Source organism: Singulisphaera photorubra (assembly GCF_045290345.1).
Classification (GTDB): domain Bacteria; phylum Planctomycetota; class Planctomycetia; order Isosphaerales; family Isosphaeraceae; genus Singulisphaera.
In genome coordinates this window covers 3,484,139-3,507,662 of record NZ_CP155447.1, presented here as the reverse complement: position 1 = coordinate 3,507,662, position 23,524 = coordinate 3,484,139, and the positions used below count along the sequence as shown (strand labels likewise).

Genomic DNA, 23,524 nt, shown 5'->3' with positions numbered 1-23,524 from the left:
GGTCCTTTGAGTCGCCGCGCATGCCCACGAGCGTCCGTTTGATTTTGGCCAGTGCGTCGCCCCGGCGGAAGCAACTGCTGACCGAGGCCGGCTACACCATTGAAGTCGACCCATCTGACATCGATGAACCCGAACCCGAGGCCGGCACGCTCGCGGTCGACTACGTGGCCATGCTGGCCTGGCGGAAAGCATCGGCCGTGGCGCGACGACGGGGCGACGGACTCGTGCTGGCGGCCGACACGGCCTGTGCGGTCGAGGGCGAGATCCTCAACAAGCCGCTCGACCGGGCCGACGCCGAGCGGATGATCCGGCTTCAGGAAGGGCGCGATACCGAGGTTCTCACGGGCGTCTGTCTCTACCGCGCGGAGCGCGACCAGTGGGTGGGTGCCGTCGAGGTTAGCGTGGTCCGGTTCCGGGTCCTGGACGACGCCGAGCGGCGCGCGTTCCTCGATTCGAATCGATGGGCAGGCAAGGCGGGGGCGTACGGCGTCCAGGATCGCGACCCATTCGTCTCGGTCGCCCGGGGCAGCTTCACGAACGTAGTCGGCCTGCCGATGGAACGGCTCGCCGCCCTGCTCGAGGAGTTTCCGAGCCTGACACGTTGAGGCCGAACCCGTATGATGGGGACACCTACTCGTTACCCTCCAGGAGTCGAGCCGATGCGGCGTCCCCCTCTCTTCTTGCGATGGCTTCCCATGCCGATCCTCACCGCGCCACTCGCGATCCTGGTTCTGATCGGGCTGGTTTTCGCCGTAGCCTTACCCTTGTCCCAGCGGATCCACCCCACCTCGGCCGAGGCCGCCCCGACGCCGGTCCCCGCGCCGATCGACGGCGACCGTGCGTTCAAATACCTCACCCAAATCTGTGAGATCGGCCCACGGCCGGCCGGGTCGGCCGCCAACGCCAAGCAGCGAGCCATGGTCTCGGCTCACTTCCAGAAGATGGGCGCGAAGGTCAGCGAGCAGCCGTTCACCGCCATCGACCCGAGGAGCGGTAAGCGGGTCTCCATGGCCAACTTGATTGGCTCGTGGCATCCCGAGCGCAAAGAACGGGTGGTCATCGGCGTCCATTACGATACCCGCCCCTTCCCCGACGAGGAGCCGAACCCGGCGCTACGGTCGATTCCGTTCATCGGCGCCAACGACGGCGCCTCGGGGGTCGCACTGTTGATGGAGATCGCCCATCATTTGAAGACCTTGCCCACATCCTGGGGGATCGATCTCGTCCTCTTCGATGGTGAGGAATTGGTCTATGGCCGGGACGGCGAATACTTCCTCGGTTCCAAGGAGTTCGCGCGGGTCTATGTCGAAGGTGTCGATGGCCGTCCTTCCGACATCAACTACGAAGCAGGGCTTGTGCTCGACATGGTCGGCGGCAAAAACCTGAAGATCCATCAGGAGCCGCACAGCCTCAACCTCGCCCCGAAGCTCGTCAAGGAAGTCTGGACCGTCGCGCGCCAGTTGAAGGCCAACGCGTTCCGCAACCGGGTCGGTCGCGCGGTGATGGACGATCACCTGCCGCTCAACAATGGCGGGATTCCCACGATCGACGTGATCGACTTCGACTATCCGTACTGGCACACCTCGCAAGACCTGCCCGAAAACTGCTCGGGCGCCAGCATGGCGGAAGTGGGCCGGGTCGTCACCGCCTGGCTCTCTCTGCCCCGAACTCGCGGGCGTTAAGCTCAAAGCAGAGTTCCTGGCAACGTGCGCGTTCCCGAAGCCACTGCAAAGTGGCCTCGGTCGGCCGTCCGTGGCCGGAACGAGCGAAGTGAGCGCGTTGTTCAGTTCCGTTCGCCAAGCAAGTCGCGGAGCGCCTCACGCTCGCGGCGGGTGGCGTCGAGGTCGAACAGGGCCATGTTGAGGTCGAGCCTCAGCCGCTCCAGGGCGTCACGGGCGACCGAGAGAATCCGGCCGCGAAACAGGGCATGCTCCAGGACATCGTCCAGGAGCGGCTCCAACTCAGCGCGGACGCCTGCCGGCTGCGATTGAACCAGATCACGCAACTGCAAGAGTTCGCTCGGCAGAAGGTCGCTCGACGGCTGAGCAGACCTCGTCGATTGGTCGATCATCGAAGTTCCTCATCAAAGGTGCTACCCAAACTTACCACGCCGTTTTGGCGAAAGGCTGCCGATCGTCGGAATTTGGCGATTTAAATGCGGTTTAACAATTACGAAGACCTGGGTAGCGGACAACTGATCAGGTTCACGCATTGATCTTCCCGACTAACGGCGATGCCGATAGGATCAGGCGTCCAACTCTAGGATAGGTTTTGGCGTTCAAGTCTAGGAACGGACTGGTTTGCGCCGGTTGGAAGCTGAGACATGGAGGTCACGGCGATGTTTTTCCGTCGAACAAGGGTCGTCCTACTGGTATCGACCGCCTTGGTCTCGGTCTCCGCCGCCTGGCTTTGGGGTGCGGATGAGTCGGCCGAGCGGATCCAGGACGGATTCGAATCGCCCCGGCCCATCTGGCGTCAGGAGCAAACCGACGCCACGATCAATCTGCAAGCACACGAGCGATCCAGTCGCGCGGCTCACTCCGGTCGAACCGCGGAACGGTTTCATTTCACCGCCGGGATCGGTAGCTCCTTCTTCTATAGCTATCCTTTGCCCAAGGTCGTCGTCCCCGAAAATCTCAAGGTTGAGCTGTTTGTGCGGTCCAACCGGGTCGGCGTCCGGATCTACGGCCGCGTGGTTTTGCCGAAGGACATCGACCCGAACACGGGTCAACCCTCCTTCGTGATGATCCCGGGGACCGGCTACGAGAATAACGATCGCTGGCAACGGATCGAGTTGACGAGCCTACGCCCGTCGATCGAGCGGCAGGCGCGGGTGCTCCGGGCGGCCACAAGTCGCCCAGTCGATGTCGAGGGTGCCTACCTCGAACGCGTCGTCGTGAACCTTTTCGGGGGCATGGGCGAGACCGAGGTCTTCCTCGACGACCTGGAGATCTCGCCAGTCCCTCAAGAAACGGTGGCCGCCCTCAACAAACCCGAAGCCCCGAGCCCGACCCTGCCTGACCCGGCATCAAATCCCGAAACCCCAACGGCCGTGCCCGTTAGCACAGCGCGAGTCAAGCTCGACAGTATGAATAAGCTCATGCGTCGCGGCAATGACAATCGCGACTACGACTGGCTCGTCACGGCCATCGACGCTCCCGATGCCGACGTTGCCCAGCTCAGCCATTTCGGCTTCGATGTGCTCGCCGACAAGGTGGATGCCGACCCCCAGCGGATCAAGGACGCGGTGAAGTGGGGCTTCCTGCTCATGCCCGACCTCGACGCCACGCTTGAAGGGAAACCGATCGAGCCCGAACGAATGTTCGCCGCGGCCAAGAACTATCCCTTCCGCGACCATGTTGCGTTCTGGAATCTGGGGAACCATCTGGGCAGCGCGCTCGATCTCGAGTCCCGTAAGCACGAACTCGAGCGGATCCGGACCGCGGTTGCCGCCCTCCGAGGTCTTCCCCAGAACGTCTCTCATTTGACGACGGCCGGTGTCGATGGCGAGCTGCCCCTCTTTGCCAATGGTCCGAAACGAATCTCGATCATGACCATCAGCCCCAATGCCTGGGCATCCGCGCAGGAGCCGATCGACACCTACAAGTTTCTGAAGCAGCGGAGAGACCTGACGGCGCTGAGCAATCTGGAAGGCAACTTCTTCACCTGGCTCCCGGCCACTCCCCCCCTTTCGGTTCAGACATCGATCTGGGGGCATGACCAACCCCCCGCCTGGGGCAAGCCGCGGGTTCAGCCGGAGCAAGTTCGACTGTTCTCGTACCTCGCCCTGGCCGCCGGTTACCGGGGTATCGGGTTCCGGGGTGATGCCGACCTGACGACCGACGAGGGACGGCCTCTTCTGATCGAGTGCGCCTTCCTCAACGAAGAGATCGACCTGATGGAGTCGATCCTGGCCAATGGCAAAGGTCCGATTCCGCTCTTCGACACCTTTGATCTCGATCCTCCTACACTCCCTCCGCTGGGAAGTGCACCCACCTTGCAGGTCCCAAAAACGAAAGAGTTGAAGCCGCACCCAAGCATCAAGGCGGCTGGGATCGCCACCCAGGACCAGAAAGGAATGCTGCTCCTGGTCGCCGACTTCGCCGGTGGAGCCCAGTTCCAACCATCGCAGATGGCCAAGCACAACCTCAACATCACCATCCCCGCCCCCGAGTCGGCCCAGGCATTCGAGATCAGCCCGGGCGATGTCAAGGCAATTGAGGCGCGTGAGCGTGTGCCGGGGGGCATCCGAATCACCTTGCCCGATTTCGGCGTGACTAGCCTGGTTCTGGTGACCACCGACCACGGGATGGCCGATCGACTCCTCAATGCGATCAGTGGGGTCCGGCCCAGAGCCTGCCAGCTCGCGATCGAGCAGGCACGATCTCAGCTCCGCATGGTCGAGGAGACCACGAACCGACTGATTGCCGACGGTCACACACTCTACGACCCGAACGACTCGAAGCTCGCGCCCTTGCCTGTAGGATCCCGTCCCCCCAACGAAGAAGAAAAGCTCCTCAAGCTGGCCGACTCGATGATCAAAACGGCCCAAGAAAACTTCGAGCGGATGGAATACCCCCTGGCCTGGTCCGAAGCCCGACGCGCGGGTCGGACACTCCGCCACCTGATGTTCGCTCAGTGGTCGAAAGGCTATGCAGACATGGCCAAGCTGGTCGCTCCCGAGCCGCCCAAGCCCCCGCGAACCCGTCAGGGGCGCATGAGCGTCGATGAGCTCAAGGCGGAACAGGAAGTCGCCAGGAACCGGACGCCGATGCTGCTGATGCCGTTGGCCAGCCCACCGCTGGTGAGTTATAACTCCTTACCTCAACACTATATCTGGCTCGACTGGATGGCTCGCTCTTTTGGGGCCAGCCTTCTGAGGGGGGGGTCGTTCGACAACCACTCCGAGCTCGAGTCGGCGGGTTGGATCAACCAGAGCTATCAGCTCGACGGGATCAACTCTCATGTGTCAACGGTTCCCAGTGACGACGACCCGGACCAGCGGTTCTTGAAGATGACGGTCGAACCGGCCGAGAACCGGTCGATCGACTCATTCGCACCGTTCTTCGATTTCCCCGCCGCGGCCATTCGAACACCACCGATCCGGGTCACCGCCGGGCAGTTTCTGCGGATCTCGGTCCTCGTCCAGAAGGCGAACCCCTCGACCCCGGGACAGGGAGGCATCATCATCACCGACTCGATCGGTGGAGAGGCCTTACAGTTCCGCAATCATGGTTCGATCCCCAGTTCTCCAAGGTCGTCCTCTTCCGCCGGGTACCTGCCGACGGAATGATGACCGTGACCCTGGGCCTGGCAGGATTCGGCGACGCCTACTTCGACGACCTCAAGATCGAGACGGTCGAAGGATCGGGCCCCGGTCGACCCGACCAGTACGCCGATAATCCGGTCAAGCGAACGGTTCCCGGCGCAAAGCCGGCGGCCGGTGCGGCAACCCCCGCCACCGCGGCCGGCAAGCGAGGCACCCGGCGAGATCGCACGCGACGGTAATCCGAAGCCATGATGAGATTTGAGTGACCCATTCTTTGGAGCCGTGCGAAATTTTTCCTCGCGAATCCACGCGCCCAGGCTGAACCCACAGCCCATCGGGCGCGAACCTCGCCGCACGCTCCATCGTATGTTAAGCTAGAGCGATCCGAGCGAAAGAAGCGAACCGGTCAAGGTTCCGGCATTCGGTCCGGCCCCGGTCAATTTCCAAGTCTCGGGAACTATCCGCCACGGTGGGCGTCCAATTTCTATGGAGCCGCCCCCTGACGGACGCCCCGCCGATCCCGGTCGACCTTCAGACCTTACGCCGTTCCAAGAACCGGAGCGGATGGTTTTTTGCCGCGCGTTGACGCTGGGTTCACCCCTGTGCTAGCGTGAGGCATTTTCTGAAGGAAGCGGGCTCGACGTACATGGCTAGGCCGCTCCCGACCTTTTCTGGTCGGGATTCTGAGTTTGCACCACAACCGATCAAAACAACTTGCGATAGGGCCCCCCCGGGGCGCGACAGGAGACTGACCGCATGGCGAAGATCCAGGCCGTCTGGGCGCTCGACGTTGGCCAGGCCGCACTGAAAGCGCTAAAGCTGGTGCCGGGCGAAACGCCCGATCATGTGGTGGCCGAAGCCTTCGATTACGTGGAATATCCCAAGATCCTCAGCCAGCCTGACGCCGATCCCGATCAGCTGGTTCGCGAGGCCCTCGAGACATTCCTCGAACGCAACGATCTGAAGGGTTGTAAGGTAGCCATCTCCGTGCCTGGTCAGGCCGGGTTGGTCAAATTCATCAAGCTACCGCCGGTCGAGAAAAAGCGAATTCCCGACATCGTCAAGTTCGAGGCCCGCCAGCAGATTCCGTTCGCGCTGGAGGAAGTCGTCTGGGCCTACCAACAGATCGGCGATGACGACGGGGAGTCCGACGAGGACTTCACGATGGCCGAAGTCGGCCTCTTCGCCATGAAGCGTGACCAGATCAATCGGGCAATTCTTCCGTTCCGCGTCTGCGGGATCGAAGTCGACATCGTCCAGATGGGTCCGATCGCACTCTACAACTACATCACGTTCGACCAGATCAAGGAGGGGCCTCCCCCCGCCTTCCCTGGCGCGGAACCGGCCGGCGACGCCCCCGAGACGGAGGCGGGTGAGGCCAAGCCGCCAGCCAAGGCCGGAGGCGACAAAGGCTCGATCGTCCTGATCGACATCGGCGCCGATAACACCGACCTGATCATCACCGACGGGGTCCGGATCTGGCAGCGGAATGTGCCGATCGGGGGGAACCACTTCACCCGCGCTCTGACCAAGGAGCTGAAGCTTACCTTCGCCAAGGCCGAGCACCTGAAGCGGAATGCCACCAAGGCCCCCGACCCGCGCTCGATCTTCACCGCGATGCGCGGCGTGTTCAACGACTTCGCCAGCGAGATCAACCGCTCGATCGGTTTCTACGGCAGCGTCAACCGGAACTCCAAGATCTCCAAGGTGGTCGGTCTCGGCAACGGCTTCAAGCTTCCTGGGCTTCAGAAGTTCCTTCAGCAGAACTTGAGCCATGAAGTCGAGAAGCTGGAGTCGTTCATCCGCCTGGCCGGCGACGACGTCAAGACCTCGCCGCAGTTTCAGGAAAACCTCCCTTCGTTCGGTGTCGTCTACGGCCTGGCGCTTCAGGGACTGGCCAAGAGCCCGATCCGCACCAACCTGCTTCCCCCCGAAATCGAGAAGATCCGCATCATCCGGGCCAAGAAGCCGTGGGCCCTGGCGGCCTCGGCCCTTCTGATGCTCGGCTTCTCGGCCTTGTTCCTGGGCGACTACCGCGTCCTGGCCAAGGTCGACACTCAACCGTTCGACGAGGCCGTCAAGCAAGCTCAGAACACGACCAACAAGGGTTCCGGCTTCGCCTCGGAATTCGAGGCGGCCAAGACCGAATGGAAGACCAAGTTCGACGAAGGTGACAAGCTGGTCGCCGGCACCACCGACCGCGCCAAGTGGCCCGACTTCCTCAAGATCCTCAACGAGCACCTGCCCGATCCCGTCCGTGACTATAAACTCGATCCGAACAAGCCGGCTGACCAACTCCGGCTCGATCATCTTCGGGTCCACATTGACGCCATCAAGCCGGCCTGGCGTGAAGACCTCGATACCGAATGGTTCAACGCCCCGCCGCCCAAGGAATTGAGTCGATTCGCCAAGGATCTGATGCACCAGCTCGATCGAACCACGCCACCGACCGGCGCGGGCTGGGTCATCCAGGTCATCGGCCACCACTACAACCCCGACCCGACCCTCAAGGAACGACAGATTGATGAATCGAGCCCGCTACGCACGGATTTCGGGCCCTATCAATTCATCATCAAGAAAATCCTCCCGAAACTGAACGCCGCCGACCTGCGGCTCTACGGAATCCACCACCCCACCCTCGCCTGGGCCCTCCAAGATCCGGAATGGACCAACGAAAAGGCGAGCATGACCAACGGGCTGGCCAGCACAACCATTCCCATTCTCGATCGGGCGAAGCCCGCCGTCGTTGCCACCGAAGGCGGTGAAGGCATGATGGGCGGAATGATGCCCGGAATGATGCCCGGCATGGGCGGCGGCGAGGGAATGATGCCCGGCATGGGCGGCAATGACATGATGATGCCGGGGATGATGCCCGGGATGCCGGGGATGATGGGCGGCGGTTATGGCGGGCTTGCGGGGAAAGAGGCCAAGAAGCTGGTCAAACACAACCGGACCGATTTCCTCATCCAGTTCGTCTGGCAAGAACCGAAACCGGAAGATGTCCCCAAGACGCCTGAAGAGCGCATGACCAAGCTTCAAGAGATCAGCAAGTCGCTCCGAGAAGCCGAGACGAACAAGACGATGATTACCGCCGAAAGGGAAAAGGAGATCGAGAAGGAGTCGCTCAAGCAGTCGCAAGTCGTTCAGAAAGCGATGATCCAGGGAGCGGCGGCCGCAGCTTCGGCAACAGCAACCCCAGCGGGCCCAACAGCCCCAGCAGCCCCCGGGGCTCCGGCGGCCACGCCAGCGACGCCCAAGTGACCTGACCCATTCGATCGCGACGGGTTCCCGTCGGATTCGATCGACGTCAACGTCTCGAGCCGGCACGTCGCGGGTGAGCGATCGCCCGCCGGCCGAGACGTCTCGGATCCAAATCAACCACGAAGGTCGCCGCAACCATGGACCAAATCAAAGAAATCTTGCGACAAGCGATCAAGTATCGCTTTTGGATCGCCGTGAGTATCTCGGCCCTGCTGCCAATGATCGCCTACGCCATCGGCTCCGACCCGATCAAGAAGAAAGCGATCGAAAAGACCGGCCTGATCACCGGGGCCAAGTCGGGAGTCGAGAAATACGCCAACGGCGTGATCCCGAATGATCAGTACAAGCCGATCGTTGATGAGCAGACGGCCGTGCTGAGTAAGGATGTCAACGTCTCGTGGGCCAAGCTTTATGAACGGCAGGCCCCACTCTTGACCTGGCCGGAAACCGTCGAAACCGATTTTCGCGACTGGGGCAACAAGTGGCCCGAGAATGTCGACGCCAGCACCGTGCAGGTCACCATCATCAAGTACGCCACCGCCTATAAAAAGTACGTCACCGACGTTTACAACACCTTCCGGCCGTTCGACATGATCGAGGGGACAGGCGTCGTCTCCGCACCGCAAGAAGCGATCTTGCTCAAGCCGGCCCTCTTCGAACTCAAGGGTTCGAGCATTCCTAGCCTGGGCAAAGTCTGGGCCGCACAAGAGCGTCTCTGGATCCAGCGCTCACTCCTCGAGGTCGTCAACGAGGTCAACAAACAAGCCAAGGACTGGGACACGGCGAAGATCAAGCAGATCAATCTCCTCGACGTGGGCACTTCCACCTCGCAGGACCAGATCTCCATGGCCAAAGGCGTGGAACTTGTGGAAGCCCCCCCCCTCGATCCCCCTGGCTCTGAATCCGCAGCCGCTGAAACCACCGCTTCCGACTCGGCGACCGAGGCGAACGACGCCGGCATGATGGGAATGATGGGGATGATGGGGGGCGGTGCCCAGCAGAATCGTGATGCCGTCTTTTATATTCAGACGGACAGCGTTCAATATAAGATCATGCCGTTCCAGATCTCGGTGCTCATCGACCAGAGCAACATCCAGGACATGCTCGTCGCCCTCGAAAACTCGCCGATGGCGATCCAGGTCTCCGAGTTCTCGATCGCCAAGCCGCCCACGCGAGTCGTCAAACCGGTGAAGGGGGACCCCATGATGTGGGGCGGCGACTCCATGTATGGCGGCATGCCTGGAATGATGCCCGGAATGATGCCTGGGATGATGCCCGGCGGCATGAGCGGCATGACCGGTTACGGTGGAATGCAGGGGATGGGGATGATGCCCGGAATGGCCCCAGGCATGGGCGGCGGGTATGGCATGGGAGGGATGGGAGCCGTCGCCAAGAAGGGGACCGATGTCCGGACGAAAGACCGGCAGAAGGAGCGGCTCGATGCGTTGGAGAAGGCCAAGAAAACCAGCGCCGTCACCATTCATGATCCTTACTACAACATCATCGAACTGACGGTCTACGGCCAGGCCCGGTTCTACAATGCTCCCCCGCCTCCAGAGCCGGTCGGTGAACCCAGCCAATCGGCCGATGCCGAGGCCGAGGCGATGCCTGCCGATCCGAACGCCCCGCCCGCCGACGCGCCAACCGGCGAAACGCCCAAGGCTGAGGACGCTGCCAAGAAAGAAGAAGCGCCCAAGGCTGAGGACGCCGCCAAGAAAGAAGAAGCGCCCAAGGCTGAGGACGCTGCCAAGAAAGAAGAAGCGCCCAAGGCTGAGGACGCCGCCAAGAAAGAAGAGGCGCCCAAGGCTGAGGACGCCGCCAAGAAAGAAGAGGCGCCCAAGGCTGGCGATGCGCCCAAAACTGAAGAAGCCCCCAAGGCTGACGATGCGCCCAAAACGCAATGACTGGACAACGATCGAGTCGAAGCTCCGCCGGTCGGGATCGGCCCGCATCCGACCGATATTGCCGATAGGTTCCGAGAGGAGTTGCCACCATGGCTAACGCGTCGGTTGAAAAAATCAAAGCCTTGGGGCTACGTCATGGCGAGAAGGCCGTGATGGGCGTCACGGCCGTAATCTGCCTCATGTTCCTGTACATGGCGGCGACCCGACCCACAATTGAGACGACCCCCGAAGACGTCAGGAAGGCCGCCAGCAACGCGGAATCCAACATCAGCCGACGTCAAAACAATGAGGATATTCTCAAGCTTCTCGAAGACGAGAATATCAAGAATCCTCACTTCGAAAAGATGGTCGACGAGCAGTCGAGCAACAAGATCGATGCGATCGCCTTCAAGGTCTCCAGCCCTTGGACCTCTCCTGAGCCAGGAGCGGGCCTGATTCGAGACACCCCCGAGCTGATCGCGCCGACGGAGCTGGTCGCGTACCCTGGCCGTGGTGGCGTCTTGATTTACGAGCTCAAGGACGGTGAGCGAGTTCCCGTTCCCCCCGATGATCCGAATGCGTCCGGCGATCTTCCTCAGGCCCGGCTCAACCGACGCATGGGCATGATGCCGGGTGGTCCGGAGATGGGGGGTATGGGGCTGACCAAGAAGCAACAGGACGAGGCGAACAAGAAGTACGAGCAGGAGAAGCAACGCGTCAAGAGTCTGCTCGCCGGCAAGGACAAGTCCAAGACCAACGAAGCCGAGAAGAAGGCCGACGTGGCCGCCGGTCCGTTCAAGGAGACCACCAAGGGTCTTCGCTGGGTGTCGATCACGGGTGTACTCGACTACAAGACCTTGCGTGAGAACTATCTCACTGCCCTCAAACGCAAGGAAGTGGCTTACCCGCACTTCAAGCAGGTCGACATCGAACGCCAGAGCCTCCAAGAGGACGGCACCTGGTCGGAGTGGGAGCAGGTCGATGCGGAGAAGAATCACGAGATTCTCGACAATCTTCCCGAGCACGATGAAGAGTGGGTGCCTGACCCCGTCCGTCTCGAACACCTGGTCGACCCGCTTCCGTTCCTGAAGGCGGGTTACTGGGAAAAGGTCCACGTCGCAGCCCTCGTCCCCAAGGAGAAGAAGGAAGTCGCCAAGCCGCAACTGAATGCTGGAATGATGCCCGGGATGATGGAAGGGGCCATGATGCCAGAGCAAGGCATGATGAACCCCGGCATGATGGATATGGGGCCGATGGGAATGATGGAAGGAATGATGGGCGGAATGGGAGGAACGGCCTCCGATGACATGAGCTTCGTTCACAACGAGGAAGAGACGCTCATGGTCCGGTCGCTCGACTTCACCGTCGACCCCGACACGACCTATCGCTTTCGGCTGCGGATCGTGGTCTTCAACCCGAACCTGAAGCGTGAGGACGTCGCGCCGGGGGTCGACAAGAACGCGATCGAGCTCGCCGGCCCGTGGAGCGAACCGACCGAGATCGTCTCAGTTCCGGCCGACGTCGCGACGTACGCCCTTCAGAAAGTGGCCAGCGTCGGGACAACCGACCAGGTGCAGTTCGAGGTGACCAAGTGGGATCCAAACAACGGCGTCATGGTCGTCCGTCGATTCGACGCGGGGCCCGGCGACGTCATCGGAAGTCTCTTCAGCGTTGAGATTCCCAACTCCGAAGGCTCCGGGTCGAAGCGGGAACGGATCGACTTCACAAGCCGCCAGGTCGTGCTCGACGCGATGGGAGGGGCCAGGCCCCTTCCCAAAGACATCGACAACGGTCGGTTCGAGGTGCCGGCCCTCTCGCTGGTGGTTCGACCCGACGGGTCGGTCGCGATGAAGAACCAGGCGTTCGACGAGCCCAACGAAGTTCGCAAGAACGTCTTCGAGACGTATAAACGCGAGGTGGCGGAGTCAAACGCCAACAAGGTGCGCGAGAGTTCGTCATTCTTCGGTGGGATGCCGGGCATGCCCTGATTCAGGCCGGCCTCGCTGTGCCCACAAGTTTGCCCCAGGCCCCCGACGGTGATCCGTCGGGGGCCTTTTTTTTTTCAACGATCCGCGACTGGGTGAGACTCGCGATGGATTTCCGGCCCGATCGAATCCGGAGCACGGCAGGGCCGGCCGTGCTCCGGATGTAACCAGGCCAGAATTCGATCGCGAATCTCGCACTGTCGCGGTTCCTTGTTTTTGTTAGAGAGGGGGTCTCGGAGCGGCTGACGCCCTATTTTGAGGCTGGTGAGAGGCTCAACGGTGATCCGGGAAATCGAAAAAATCCAAAAAGGCAGCTTGACCCCTATTCTCGTTCAGGGTAAGACACCGCCTCGTCTTCTCCCCGTTCTGGGTCGCACCGCTTTGATCACACAACTCTGAATCTCAGAAGCCCCACGACAGCCGGGTGAAGAGCCGCCGCCCTTCGGGGCCATGGCGGTTGCGAAGACATCGGATTCACGTCTCCCACTGCGGATTCAAGTCAGAGACCGTCGCCAGGGAAGTCGGCGGTCGTCTCCGCGTGTGGCGAAAGGAGGTCGCGTTGGGAAGGCTTAGAACACTCGCAATCCTCTTGACCCTCGGCGCGTGGGGTGGGGCCACGGATGGCGCTCCCCCTGAGGACGCGGCCCACCCAGTATCATCGCCGCGGCCCACAGCGCCCGTACCACCGGTAAGGTACCTTGAAGCCGGCGCTCGGTTGTTCAACAGTGGCCAGTATGCTCTGGCAACCCAGTATCTCACGGCCGCCCAATCCTATCGCGACCAGCTCTCGGTAAGCGAAAGAACTGTCCTCGACGCCTACTTGAAAGAGCTCTCACGCGTGCCGGCAGACTCCGCGGTGGCTCCGGCCGGAACCGCTCCGACAGCGGCCGCGTCGGTGGCCAGTCCGGCCACTACGAGGGGAACGGTGCCGGGCGCTCAGCCGGCTCCGGCATCAGGGGCGAACCCCTCCGATGCGAAACAAGGGGCACGCTGGAAACTCCAGTCGGCCCGTGAACAGATTCGCCAAGGAGACTACGAGGCAGCCACCCGGCTCGTCACCGAAGTCCAGGCGATGAACGTTCAATGGGGTCTGTTCGACGACACGCCGGCCAAGGTGGCCGACGCCATCGAAAAGGCTCGCCCCAAGATGACGGCGACCGCGACGTCCGACCAGTCCCGGAGCCTCGATCTGGCCCGCGCCAAAGTGAAGCAGGCCCGCGCCCTGCTGGCGAACAACCAGTTCGAGCAGGCCGAAGCCCTGGCGCTCGACGTCAAGTCGTGGAAAATGTCCTTCGGCGTCTTCGAAGACAACCCCGACAAGGTCGCCTCCGCGGCCCGCGCACTGCGACGTCGTGACCAACTCCGTACCAGTCCTCCGAAAGAGCAGCCCAGCCTGGGTGTTTATGACGTCCTGGTTCAGGAAGCTCGACACCTGATGTCGACCGGCCAGCTGGACAAGGCCGCGGAGAAGGCGCAGCAGGCCCAGCGAATGAACGTGGTCCCGCCGCTGACCTCCGACCGAGCGGAGACGGTGCTGCACGACGTCGAAATGGCTCGTGCTCGTCAGACTCCCTCGGCGATCGCCGCCGCGCCGACAAAGCCAATGGCCGAGTCGCGGAGCACGATCGTCGAACATGAGGCGAACGAACTGCTGGCCCGTGGCGATAGCGTTGCGGCCTCGGCCAAGTTCTCCGAAGTCGAACGCCTGAGAACTCAGGAAAACGGGCCGTTGCCGGCGACCGACGCGTCGGTCCAGAAGGTGAGTGCGGACGTCGAAGCGACCCCTCTGGGCCTTCCCGAACCGGCCGCAACGAACGACGCTCTGCCCGCGGTGGAACCCGCTCTGCCCGCAGCGGAAGCCGCACTGCCCGCGGCAGAAGCCGCTCTGCCCGCGGTGGAAGCCGCTCTGCCCGCGGTGGAACCCGCTCCGCCTGCGGCGGAATCCGCTCCGCTGGGCCGGGGTGAGCAGCTTCTTTCCGAAGCACGAGCCCTCTACGGCCAGGGAAACTATGCCGCAGCTCGCCAGATGGCTGAAGAGGCCAAGACAGGCAAGCACGGTGTCGACCCCCAGGCCGACGACTTGATCGCCCAGATTGCTCTGGCCGCACAGGGTGGTGCTCTGAGCCTCTACGACTCGGCCCTCGACGCACTCCGTAAGGGAGAGCAGGGACGTGCCCGGGCCCTCTTGGCTGAAGTCGCTGCTTCCGGCGATGCTCTCGACAGCGGTTTGATGCAGAAGGTGCAGGACCTGCTCGCCAAGCTTCCCGAAGACGACTCGGGGAAGGCGACGGCATCCGACCTCACTCATCCCACCCACGACGTCGAGGCGTTGGCCGCCCAGAAGTTGAACGCCGAGGTCGGCACCAAGACTGCCGAGGCACGACGGTACCAGGAGACGGATCCCGACAAGGCGATCGAGATCTACGAAACGACCCTCCGGTCGGTCAAAGCCAAGTCCTCCGAGCTCCCCGAAGCCGTCACCCGGACGATGGTGCGACGCCTCGAGGTTGCGATCGAGCTTGCCAAGAAGGACAAGGCCGCCTTCGACGTCAAGATGCTCGACAAGAACGCCAAAGCTGAAATTGAAGCCAAGCGGCTCCGGATCTTCGAGGCGGAGAAGGCCAAGAAGACTCGCATGGAAGAGCTGATGAGCAAAGCCACCACGGCGATGGCCGAAGGTCGCTACCAGGAGGCCAACAAGTTCGCCACGATGGCCCAGGAAATTGATCCCAACGAGGTGTCGGCCACCATCCTCGCCTGGAAGGCCAACGTTCAGCGCCACTACAAGAAGGACCTCGAGAACAAGGCCGCCAAGGAAGATGCCGCACTCGACACCTTGCAGATGGTGGACACCGCGGCCATCGCCGACCCCGAAGTTCAGTTGAACGGCATCAAGTACGCCGAGAACTTCAAGGACCTCACGGCCGATCGCCTGCGGATGAATGCCAGGCTCGAGATCAAGAAGGACGCGAAGACCGTCTACATCGAGTCCAAGCTCAAGGAGAATGTCTCCTTGAACATGGAATCGCAGCCTCTGTCCGAGGCGGTCGCGTTCCTCGCCAACTACACGGGCCTGAACATCGTTCTCGATCAGAAGGCTCTCGCGGATGTGGACATCACCACGGCGACCCCCATCTCCTTGGTGGTCTCTGACGTCCAGCTCAAGAACGCCTTGAAGTTGATGCTCAGCCCCCTGGGCCTGAACTACAAGGTCGAGAACGAGGTGCTCATGATTACGAGCCCTCAGACCTCAATGTCTTCGACCTATCCGAAGACCTACTATGTGGGCGACCTGGTCATTGCCCCGACCCGGGGACCGGCGAACCCCCTGAACCCAATGGGCCTGCTGGATAACCCGGGCACTCCGGGAGCCCTCGGGGCCGGCGGACAGCAAATGCCGTTGCCCAACGGGGCGAGCACCGCGACGAATGGCGGCCCGAATTTCACTCAGGGTGATCGCCCCAAAGCGGATTTCACCCCTCTGATCCAGCTCATCACGGGTACGATCGCGCCCAACACCTGGCAGGTCACCAACGCAGCGGGGACCGACTCCTCCTCGTCCTACGGCATGGGTGGCGGCTTCGGAGCCGGTGACGCGGGCGGACTGGACACGGCAACGCCGATTGGCTCGATCACGCCGTTCTTCCTGAGCATCAGCCTGATTATCCGCCACACGGCCGAGATCCACGACCAGGTTGCGGACCTGCTCAAGCAGCTCCGACGACTTCAGGATCTTCAGGTCTCGATCGAGGTGCGGTTCATCACGCTGAGTGACAGCTTCTTCGAGCAGATCGGTGTCGACTTCGACTTCGATATCCACTCGAAGACGGTGGGCAAGAAGAGCACCTTCGCGATTCCAAACCCCGCTCTCTCCCTCTTCCCGGTTAACGGCGGCGGCGGCATCGCTGGCGGCGGCACCACGACCGGTGGTGGTGGTGGTACGCTTGGCGGTGGCGGCGGTGGTACCCTCGGCGGTGGTGGCGGTGGCCAGCTCGGCGGTGGTGGCGGTGGCCAGCTCGGCGGCGGTGGCGGTGGCCAGCTCGGCGGTGGTGGCGGCCTCGGCGGCCAGAACGGTGGCGGACTCGGCGGTGGCGGTGGCGGTGGTACGCTCGGCGGCGGTGGCGGTGGCGGCGGTGGCGGCCAAGCGACACCGGGTGCTTACATCGTGAACCCGTTCCGCGACTATTCGCTGGGCAACAAGACTCCGCTGACGGTCGGTCTCTCCAGCGGCGGAATCGGTAATTTCTCGTCCGACCTGTCGATTCCGTTCCAGCAGGATAGTGCCGCACAGAGTGCTCCTACGATCGGCGGCGTTTCATCGACGGCGGGGGCGACCTTCGGGATCTCGTTCCTCAGCGACCTGGAAGTCTTCCTCTTCCTGACGGCCGCTCAGGGCGATACCCGATCGAACATCCTCCAGGCTCCGAAGATCACGACCTTCAACGGTGCCCCGGCGTTCATCAACAACACCCAGACGATCTACTACATCTCGTCGCTGACACCGATCGTGGGTCCTGGCTCGGTGGCGTTCTTGCCAACCCCGACTCCGTTCCCCAACGGCGTCACGCTGACGGTGACCCCCGTGGTCTCCGCCGACCGACGCTATGTGCGTATGACCCTGTCCCCGGTCTTCACGGTCATCGAAGGCTTCGACACCATCGCCGTCCCCGCGGCCGTGGGTGGAAGCGGCCTGGGTGGTGGTTCCGCGTCCATCAACGCTCAGATCCAGCTTCCTCGGTTCAACCTCACCACCGTGAATACGACCGTCACGGTGCCCGACGGCGGAACCGTCCTCCTCGGCGGTGTGAAGCGGCTCAATGAGGAGCGGAAAGAGTTCGGCGTGCCCGTGCTCTCCAAGACCCCCATGCTCAACCGTCTCTTCCGCAACATCGGCATCGGCCGGACCACCTCCAGCCTCATGTTGATGGTCACACCTCGAATCATCATCCTGGAAGAGGAAGAGGAACGACTCGGTATCCCGGCTGTCTCCAACTGATTTCCTGCCAGAAACTTCCCAATGCGACCGGCCTCCGGGGGAACCACCTTCCCCCGGAGGCCTTTTTCGGTTTTGCTGGAAGGAGAAACGGCTCGTCTCTGAACCGTCTCGAACCATGCGCGACCCGCCAGGTCAACCGCGGCCGCCGTTGCTCGCTTTCCCTCCAGGAGATGGTTTCATGTCATCCACCACCCTGGCTCTCGCCACGGCCTTACTTGTCCTCGGCGCCCCTCCTTCCGAATCACCCCAGCCAACAACCGACTCGTTTCGGCCCGACCCGACCTGGAAGCCGATGGGCCGAAGCCTCTGGTTCGATCCCCGCGAGAAGCGGCTCGTCCTCCGCGCCCGAGTCGCACTCCGAGAAGGCCCCTGGAGCATTTGCTCTGCCTCAAGGGCACGAAGGAACACGAGGCGGTCCTCGCGACCGACGCCCTCCCGCGAATGATCCACGCCGGACTCATCCTCACCGGCGCCAAACAGGGCCACCCCGTGCGTTTCTTACCGAAATTCGAACCTCCCACCGGTTCGCCGATCGAGATGCAGATCGAGTGGGAGGAAGCAGGGAAAACGCGCACCGCCAATGCCCGTGAATGGGTCAGGGAAGAGCATAGCAAGCGTCCTCTGACCAAAGATTGGGTCTTCGCCGGCAGCGAGATCTTCGAAGACCCCGACACCAAGAAACCGATCTATGCCGCGGACGATGGCGACCTCTTCACCGTGGCCAACTTCGCCAACGCGATCCTCGACCTCCCCTTCGCCAGTACCGCCAACGACGCCGAGCGTGCGTTCGTCGCCCACACCGAAAAGATCCCCCCCCGTGGCACTCTCATCACCATGTTCCTCCGTCCCCGTCCCGAACCAGTCGCCACCAAACGATAACCCAGACCAAGTCCCCCCATGCGTCGCATCAATGGACTCAGCACACCTACGAAACGGGTCGAGCGAACCTAAAAACGAGGGGACACTCCCCCCTCCCCGAACCCCTCCGATCCTCACCAGTCCTGGCGATCGGAGACCACGCATGCTCTCGCTCCAACACCGGAGAAGAACGGGCTTGTGACAAGTACAGTCGGCCTGAAATGTCGAGCCTGCCACGACTTGGAGTGGGACAGGAGGCTGAATGTTGACTTTGATTACTAAGTACTGTAAGATTCGGCATAGAACAGGCTTGATTGGAGGCGAAAGAGCTGTATGCCCGCCGAAACGCTGACTCGTGCCGATTGGACAGAAACGAATCGACGGCTGAAAGAAGCCCAGCCCAACGAGATCCTTCGTTGGGCTGTCGAGACGTTCTATCCCAAGTTGACGATGGCCACCGCGTTCGGTCCCGAAGGGTGTATTATCTTGCACATGTTGTCCGAGATCGAGCCAAAGGTGCGAGTCTTCAACCTCGATACCGGCTACCAATTCGCCGAGACGCTGGAGTTGAGGGCACGCATTGCCGAACGTTACGGTATCGAGGTCGAGTTAGTCCGACCCGACACAACGGTGGCCGAGTACGAAGCCATCCACTCGGGGCCTCTGTACGTCGAACAGCCTGACCAATGCTGCTTCGACCGCAAGATCGTGCCACTTCGCCGCGCCGTGGCAGGCTATGATGCCTGGATTTCATCGATCAGGGCCGATCAATCTGCCCATCGGGCGAAGGCCGACGTGGTCGGTTGGGATGCCAAGTTTGGGCTGGTCAAGATCAACCCCTTGTTGAATTGGACCTATCGCGACGTCTGGGCCTACGTGGTAGCGAATCAGGTTCCCTACAATCCGCTGCACGATCAGGGCTATCCGTCGATCGGATGCTGGCCCTGCACCCGGTCCGTTGCACCTGGCGAATCTGATGAGCGTGCTGGCCGCTGGGTGGGCCAGGCCAAGACAGAGTGCGGTCTGCATTCGCTCGATAGCAGCCAGTTGTAGGAGCCGGCTCGCCGCCGCCGAGTGAGCCGTGAGAATTTCTTGATGGGAAGGCCGGGGTCTTGTTTTCGGCGAGGAGTCTGGCCGAGGGCTGGACTGTCGGGCCGTGGACCGAGGCGAGAGATGTCATGAAGATTTCCGCCAAGGCGGAGTATGCCTGTCTGGCGATCCTGGCTCTCGCGCGTCGCCGACCCGTTGACCCACCGATCCGGATCCGCGAAATCTCGGAAAACCATGGGATTCCCGAACGCTATCTTGTCCAGATCTTGCTCCAGTTGAAAGGAGCCGGTCTGGTGGCAAGCACACGAGGAGCGTCGGGTGGTTACCGCCTGGCCCGTTCGCCGGCCTCGATCTCACTTGGCGAGGTCCTGACCGCAATCGACGGGCCAGATTCTCCCCCCCGCGATTCTTCCAGACTGGCGAACCAGGTGCTCGCCTCGGTCTGGGAGGATGTCCGCATCGCCGAACGTTCGGTACTCGACAAAACAACGATCGCCCAACTCGCCGAGCGATCGTTACCGCACGAATGGGTGATCTGACTCGTCTTTGGTTGGACCGGCGCGTTGTGGCACATTTTGCTTTACCCAGCATCCCCAGAAAAATAGGGGGGGGGTCCTTCGTCACAGCTCCCGATCACGAAAGGGGTTTCACGATTTCCGCAACGACCAGTCCGGCCCAGAATGGCTTGAACTCCCCCTACGGTGGGTCCCTCGTTGACTTGCTGGTGGATGACGCACGCGCCGCCGAGATGAGAGCGACCGCCAAGGATTACGCCAGCCTGACTCTCGACGAACGAGCACTCTGCGATCTCGAACTCCTGGCCGTCGGCGGGTTCTCCCCCCTCCGCTCTTTTCTGGGCAAGGCCGACTACGAACGCGTGGTCAGCGAGATGCGGCTGGCCGACGGCACGCTTTGGCCACTGCCGATCACCCTGTCCGTCACCCGGGCCCCGGCGTCGAGGTGGGCAAGCCGCTGACGCTTCGCGACGTCTACGGCAACCTGCTCGCCTTCATGCACGTCGAGGAAATCTACGCCTACGACAAAGAGGCGGAAGCCCGGGGCGTTTACGGCTCGACCGATGCGAACCACCCCTCGGTCGCCTACCTCAACCGCCAGCCAGGGCATTACGCCGCGGGCCGCCTGGAAGTGATCCGGACTCCCCCCCATCACGACTTCGTCGACCTCCGGCGCACGCCCAGCGAACTCCGCGACCACTTCCGGTCGCTTGGCTGGAACAAAGTCGTCGCCTTCCGCACTGGAAAACTGCTTCATCGGGCCCACGAAGAGCTGACCAAGCACGTGGCCGCGCAAATCGGTGGCGGCCTGCTCATCCACCCGGTGGTCGGTGTGACCAGGCCGGGAGACGTTGACCACTTCACGCGCATCCGTTGCTATCGCGCGCTGGTGGACAACCACTATGAGAAAGGCTCAGTCGTCCTCAACCTCCTGCCCTTCGCCATGAGAATGGCCGGTCCGCGCGAGGTCCTGCTGGACGCGATCATCCGTCGTAACCACGGCTGTACCCACTTCATCGTCGGCCGCGACCACGCCGGACCGGGTCACGACAGTACCGGCAAGCCGTTCTACTCGCCGGGCGAGGCCCAGGAATCGTTGACCACTCACAAGGCCGAAATCGGCATCGAGATGGTCGATTTCAAGGAGATGGTCTACCTCCCCGACGAGTCACGATACTCCCTGGTCGACGAAGTGCCCGCGGGAGTCAAGACGGCCGATATCTCGGAGACGCAGGTTCGCGACAACTACCTGGCCAAGGGGCTCCCACTGCCCGAATGGTTCTGCCGGCCCGCCGTCGCTGAGATCCTCAACGAGGCCAATCCTCCCAAGTTCCGCCAGGGACTGACGATTTGGTTCACTGGTCTCTCGGGCTCGGGCAAGAGCACCGTCGCCCACGCCTTGGTCGAGCGCCTGGCCGAGTTCGGCCGCAACGTGTCGCTGCTTGACGGCGACGAAATCCGCACCCACCTCTCGAAGGGACTCGAATTCACCAAGGAAGGCCGCGACGCGAACATCAACCGGGTAGGTTACGTCGCCGGTCTGATCGCGCAGCATGGCGGGACCACTCTCTGTGCGGTGATCAGCCCTTATCGCGAGACGCGAGACAACGCCCGAAAGAGCTCCAAAGGCAACTTCGTCGAAATCTTCTGCGATACCCCCATTGAGGTCTGCGAAAAGCGCGACGTCAAGGGACTCTACGCCAAGGCCCGCGCTGGCGAAATCAAGGGCTTCACCGGCGTTGATGATCCTTACGAGGCGCCCCTGAACCCCGAGATCACGCTTGATACGAGCAAACTCGGAGCCCAGGAGTGCGCCGACGCCATCATCGAGAGGCTGACCGAACTGGGCTACATTCTCCCGCACGGGCATATCGTCGAATAAGCTCGCTCGAGTTCGTACACCGATTTTGAAACGAATCGGGTAGGAGGGGGCCTTACGGCCCCCGTCCTCCCACACCACCGGACGTACTCATCGTATCCGGCGGTTCCCCTCAACGGTTTAACTGCACGTACCGCTGAACGAGGTTGACCAAGCCCAAAGACTCGAACCAGTTGGTACTCATCGCGTGGTGGGCGGTCGGACTACCCGAGAGGCGCCACCAGCCTTTACCCGACGCCGACGTCGCCCAGGAGTTCCACGCGGGAACGCCCAAGCTCTGAAAGAAGTGGGCCAGAGTCTTGGCTCGCTTGCAATGCTTCAACCGCACGCAGCGCAGCTTACGGCGGATCCACCCGTCCAAGGCCCGCAGATGGGTCTTACATTCCGCAAGGCGGAAGTACGTCACCCAGCCGGTCAAGAATGAGTTCAGTTCCTTCGTCATCTGCGCGAGGCTCACCCGCGATTTCGCCGGGTGATTGCACGGACTCGCTCTTTGGCGCGATCCAGACTCTTCGGGGCGATCCCCAGGCGACCCCAAGGGAGAAGACGGTAGCCCAGGAACTTGCGTTCCTCAATCGGGGCCACCGCGCTCTTCTCACGGTTGACGCGGAGGCGAAGCGTCCCTTCAAGGAACCGGGTCAGCGACTCCAACACACGCTCCCCCGCCGCCTTCGTCTGAACATAAATGTTGCAGTCATCGGCGTAGCGGCAGAACTTGTGTCCCCGCCGTTCCAATTCCTTATCGAGATCATCCAAGAGCAGGTTCGCCAAAAGCGGAGAAAGCGGCCCGCCCTGCGGCGTCCCTTCGGATCGCGTGACGTTCACACCGTTTGCATCAGCCCCGCTTGCAAGAAGCGGCGGATGATCCGTAGCAGCCGTTTGTCAGCGATTCGCCGAGACAGCCGCGACATCAGGATGTCGTGATTGACCCGGTCAAAGAACTTTCCAGGTCCACGTCCACCACGATGGGTCGGCCTTCCGCGACGTAATCCTTCGCCTGTTTCAGAGCATCAGTGCCCCGCGACCGGGTCGGAAGCCGAAGCTGAAGGACGAAAAGGTCGGGTCAAGAGCGGCTCGAGCACTGGAGGATCGCTTGCTGCACGAGTCGGTCGAGCACCGTCAGGATGCCCACTGCGCACCCGCCCCCGGTTTGGGGATCTGCACCCCTCGCACGGGCTGTGGCCGATACGTTCCGTCGAGAAGTGCCGCAACCAGATCGTCTTTATGCCCGGCGATCCAGGGACGCAGTTGGGCGATGGTCATCCCATCGACGCCTGCCGAACCCTTGTTCGCTTTGACTCTGCGGTAAGCTCGGTTCAGATTGGCGGCTTGGCAGACCGCTTCCATCAGTCGATTGGTCAAGGCTCGTGCTGGGTCCGACGCCGTGAACGTTTGCGACTCCTCGATCCGGGCAGATTGGATGCCGTCCTCACCGCCTTGGTCGTGGCGCAGAGCCTCCTCACGCCCCTCGAAATCGAAGGTCATTTGGTAGTCTTTGCCTTGCTGCCGCTCCGCGTTCATCGAGTTGTTCCCGACTGACTCCTTGGGTTGAAAGGTTCGGCCCTTCGTCGGCGTTGCCCCCGGCTACTACGGCCTCGGCTGACTCCTCCGACCTTGTCTCGCCTCGTTGCCGATGCGGTAGTTCGGATCGCCCGAACGGGGTTGGAGGTCTCCCAGGGTAAGTCGTGTGGATTTCGCTCGGGACTCGCCGGATCTACCTGCGTGCGTGTCTGGATGACGACTGGGCGTCCCCGTCCATTGCCGGGTTACCCCACCACGCCGGCCTTATATCCGGTTTCTGTACGTCGAGTCCGAGTTCAGGGGCATC

General features: G+C 62.1%; 12 protein-coding genes and 2 pseudogenes. 12 read left to right on the top strand and 2 right to left on the bottom strand.

The genetic code is table 11. From position 1 onward, the window contains the following. Positions 1-20: 20 nt before the first annotated feature. The gene (locus tag V5E97_RS13435; protein WP_406699827.1) at positions 21-605 is read left to right on the top strand and encodes a Maf family protein; all 585 of its coding nucleotides are present in this window, start codon (positions 21-23) and stop codon (positions 603-605) included. Positions 606-659: 54 nt separating this feature from the next. Then, positions 660-1,682 (top strand): M28 family peptidase, encoded by a 1,023-nt coding sequence (locus V5E97_RS13430; protein WP_406699826.1) that lies wholly within the window; start codon positions 660-662, stop codon positions 1,680-1,682. Positions 1,683-1,783: 101 nt separating this feature from the next. Here the strand turns inward: V5E97_RS13430 and V5E97_RS13425 are convergent, their stop codons facing one another. Then, positions 1,784-2,071 carry a hypothetical protein gene (locus V5E97_RS13425; RefSeq protein ID WP_406699825.1) on the bottom strand — a complete coding sequence of 96 codons (288 nt, stop codon included), beginning with the start codon at positions 2,069-2,071 and terminating at the stop codon, positions 1,784-1,786. 267 nt (positions 2,072-2,338) lie between these two features. On the opposite strand from V5E97_RS13425, the gene V5E97_RS13420 reads away from it, so the two are divergent. From V5E97_RS13420 to V5E97_RS13375, 10 genes and pseudogenes are all read left to right on the top strand, one after another. Further along, the gene (locus tag V5E97_RS13420; protein ID WP_406699824.1) at positions 2,339-5,293 is read left to right on the top strand and encodes a hypothetical protein; all 2,955 of its coding nucleotides are present in this window, start codon (positions 2,339-2,341) and stop codon (positions 5,291-5,293) included. Further along, a complete protein-coding gene (locus V5E97_RS13415; RefSeq protein ID WP_406699823.1) occupies positions 5,290-5,508 on the top strand; it encodes a hypothetical protein in 219 nt (72 codons plus the stop codon). Before V5E97_RS13420 ends, V5E97_RS13415 begins: the two co-directional genes overlap by 4 nt. 517 nt (positions 5,509-6,025) lie before the next feature. Beyond that, positions 6,026-8,530 carry a type IV pilus assembly protein PilM gene (gene pilM / locus V5E97_RS13410; protein ID WP_406699822.1) on the top strand — a complete coding sequence of 835 codons (2,505 nt, stop codon included), beginning with the start codon at positions 6,026-6,028 and terminating at the stop codon, positions 8,528-8,530. A 137-nt stretch (positions 8,531-8,667) separates the two neighbouring features. After that, complete coding sequence (locus V5E97_RS13405) at positions 8,668-10,434, top strand: hypothetical protein (RefSeq protein ID WP_406699821.1); 1,767 nt, start codon at positions 8,668-8,670, stop codon at positions 10,432-10,434. 89 nt (positions 10,435-10,523) lie between these two features. Next, the gene (locus tag V5E97_RS13400; protein ID WP_406699820.1) at positions 10,524-12,401 is read left to right on the top strand and encodes a hypothetical protein; all 1,878 of its coding nucleotides are present in this window, start codon (positions 10,524-10,526) and stop codon (positions 12,399-12,401) included. Positions 12,402-13,113: 712 nt separating this feature from the next. Continuing rightward, a complete protein-coding gene (locus tag V5E97_RS13395; RefSeq protein ID WP_406699819.1) occupies positions 13,114-17,394 on the top strand; it encodes a type II secretion system protein GspD in 4,281 nt (1,426 codons plus the stop codon). Positions 17,395-17,772: 378 nt separating this feature from the next. Further along, positions 17,773-18,273, top strand: coding sequence for a YdjY domain-containing protein (locus V5E97_RS13390; protein ID WP_406699818.1), 501 nt, complete (start codon positions 17,773-17,775; stop codon positions 18,271-18,273). Between the two features lie 312 nt (positions 18,274-18,585). After that, positions 18,586-19,305 (top strand): phosphoadenylyl-sulfate reductase, encoded by a 720-nt coding sequence (locus tag V5E97_RS13385; RefSeq protein WP_406699817.1) that lies wholly within the window; start codon positions 18,586-18,588, stop codon positions 19,303-19,305. 125 nt (positions 19,306-19,430) lie between these two features. After that, on the top strand, positions 19,431-19,841 hold the full coding sequence (locus V5E97_RS13380) for an RrF2 family transcriptional regulator (protein WP_406699816.1): 411 nt from the start codon (positions 19,431-19,433) through the stop codon (positions 19,839-19,841). A gap of 146 nt (positions 19,842-19,987) precedes the next feature. Then, a pseudogene (locus V5E97_RS13375) lies at positions 19,988-21,699 on the top strand (bifunctional sulfate adenylyltransferase/adenylylsulfate kinase). A 109-nt stretch (positions 21,700-21,808) separates the two neighbouring features. On the opposite strand, the pseudogene ltrA reads toward V5E97_RS13375, so the two are convergent. Further along, positions 21,809-23,043: pseudogene (ltrA, locus tag V5E97_RS13370) on the bottom strand (group II intron reverse transcriptase/maturase). Positions 23,044-23,524: the final 481 nt, after the last annotated feature.

Coding starts and splice junctions, on each gene's coding strand:
- V5E97_RS13435 (WP_406699827.1), top strand. CDS start 21: ATGCCCACGAGCGTCCGTTTGATTTTGGCCAGTGCGTCGCCCCGGCGG.
- V5E97_RS13430 (WP_406699826.1), top strand. CDS start 660: ATGCGGCGTCCCCCTCTCTTCTTGCGATGGCTTCCCATGCCGATCCTC.
- V5E97_RS13425 (WP_406699825.1), bottom strand. CDS start 2,071: ATGATCGACCAATCGACGAGGTCTGCTCAGCCGTCGAGCGACCTTCTG.
- V5E97_RS13420 (WP_406699824.1), top strand. CDS start 2,339: ATGTTTTTCCGTCGAACAAGGGTCGTCCTACTGGTATCGACCGCCTTG.
- V5E97_RS13415 (WP_406699823.1), top strand. CDS start 5,290: ATGATGACCGTGACCCTGGGCCTGGCAGGATTCGGCGACGCCTACTTC.
- pilM (WP_406699822.1), top strand. CDS start 6,026: ATGGCGAAGATCCAGGCCGTCTGGGCGCTCGACGTTGGCCAGGCCGCA.
- V5E97_RS13405 (WP_406699821.1), top strand. CDS start 8,668: ATGGACCAAATCAAAGAAATCTTGCGACAAGCGATCAAGTATCGCTTT.
- V5E97_RS13400 (WP_406699820.1), top strand. CDS start 10,524: ATGGCTAACGCGTCGGTTGAAAAAATCAAAGCCTTGGGGCTACGTCAT.
- V5E97_RS13385 (WP_406699817.1), top strand. CDS start 18,586: ATGCCCGCCGAAACGCTGACTCGTGCCGATTGGACAGAAACGAATCGA.
- V5E97_RS13380 (WP_406699816.1), top strand. CDS start 19,431: ATGAAGATTTCCGCCAAGGCGGAGTATGCCTGTCTGGCGATCCTGGCT.